Annotated in this window: 1 protein-coding gene and 1 pseudogene; one reads left to right on the plus strand and one right to left on the minus strand. The window is 66.2% G+C overall.

Going from position 1 to position 1,691, the window contains the following annotated elements:
- Positions 1-48: 48 nt before the first annotated feature.
- A complete protein-coding gene (locus ACGVJ8_RS00005; RefSeq protein WP_392344909.1) occupies positions 49-1,107 on the plus strand; it encodes a DUF3153 domain-containing protein in 1,059 nt (352 codons plus the stop codon).
- Here ACGVJ8_RS00005 and ACGVJ8_RS00010 read toward each other — a convergent pair.
- A pseudogene (locus ACGVJ8_RS00010) lies at positions 1,108-1,691 on the minus strand (primosomal protein N'); the annotation flags it as partial.

The raw sequence follows: 1,691 nt of genomic DNA on the forward strand, positions 1-1,691 counted from the left end.
TCACCGACGCCGGCATCGGCACCATGGTGGTGGGACGCGGCTAGACGGGTGAGCGAGCAGGACTCAGCACTGGACCTCTCTGAAGCGGAGGCAGCCCTCGAGCGCGGGGACTACGGCCAAGGCCTGGAGCTGCTTCTCCCCCTAGCGGAGCAACACCCGCTCAATAGCCCGGAAGGGCCGGGCCTTCGGCTCCTGATGATCACCGCCTGGATGGGCCAGGGGCAGGACGACAAAGCCATCACCACATGCAGGCTGCTGAGTCGCTGCCGCGATCCCAAGTTGCGCCAGCAAGCCAAACAACTGCTCGGGGTTCTCGAAGCCCCAAGCCTGGATCGTCCGGAACGCTGGTTGATGCGGATGCCGCAACTGGAGCTGAATAGCTCCGGCAGCGGGCAGACCTCCACCATGCGGTGGCGGCGGTCGCGGCGCCCCGAACCCCCGTCACCACCACCCACGGGGCCGACGCGTTCACCAGCGGCGGGTTTCGCCGTGCTGGTGATGGCGGTTCTGCTGGGGATCACGCTGTTGCTGAATGGTTGCGTCCGAATCGAGGCTGATCTCGACCTTCGCGGCCCGGATCGACTGGCCCTCACCTGGGACGTGCGGAGCACCCAGGAACGCCCGCTGCCCTGGCAGGAGCAATTCGAGCGAGACCTGCAACGGGAGGTGCCCGGGCTGAAGATCGAACAAACAGGCCCAGGACGCCAACAGATCAGCAGCCGTGTTGCCTCATCACACGAGCTGGCGCAACAAATGGCGGCCGTGGTTGCCGTGGCTGGTCGCGCGGCTGGAGTCTCACTCCCCGCACCGATGCTCAAGCTCGAAGAACGCAACTGGCTGCTGGGGGTGCAGCAGCACCTGCAGCTGATGGTGGACCTCAGCGATCTGCCCAAGATCCCTGGGCTCGACGTTCATCTGAGCCTCAACCATGGGCGGGTTGAGCGCACGGCCCTTTCCGGCACCATCACCGAAGTCAGCTGGCAGGGCTGGCGCTGGAATCCGCTTGGCCTGGGGGGCGTGGTGATCCTGATGCTGCTGATCAGCAGCATGGTGCTGCAGGTTGTGCGGCGGAAGCTGGGCTTTGGCTTCCCGGAACTACCCTCCTGATTAAAGCTGCTGCGGGTCGGGATCCACAGTGAGCGCCACACCCTTAGGCAAGCCATCCCAGAGGGCCTGCCCCGGAGGCAACGGAAGCGGGGAGCCCGCCGGCCCGTGCAGCAACAGCTGCCATCGGCTCCGGCCAGCCACACGGGCCACCGGGGCCGGGGCCGGACCCAACAACCACCAGCTCTGGCGCTGACAAATCGGCCGGATCCGCTCCGCCAGCACCGCTGCCGCCGTTGCTGTTTTGCTGGGGGAATCTCCAGATAGTCGCAGCAGACAGGCGCGACTGAAAGGCACCAGACCAGCTTCCTTGCGGAGGGCCACTTCCTGGGAGAGGAACGCTTCATACCGACCATCCACCAGGTGTTGAATTACCGGATGCTCTGGGGTATAGGTCTGCACCAACACCTGCCCCGGTCGCTCACCTCGCCCGGCCCGGCCCGCCAACTGCAACAGCAACTGCAGGGCCTGCTCTCCTGCGCGGAGGTCGGGGCGGTGTAGAAGCCCGTCCGCCGCGAGCACCGCCGCCAGGGTGACCCGCGGCAGATCCATGCCCTTGGCCAGCATCTGTGTGCCGATCAAGACGT

The sequence above is a fragment of the Parasynechococcus sp. genome, assembly GCF_042954245.1.
Classification (GTDB): Bacteria; Cyanobacteriota; Cyanobacteriia; order PCC-6307; family Cyanobiaceae; genus Parasynechococcus.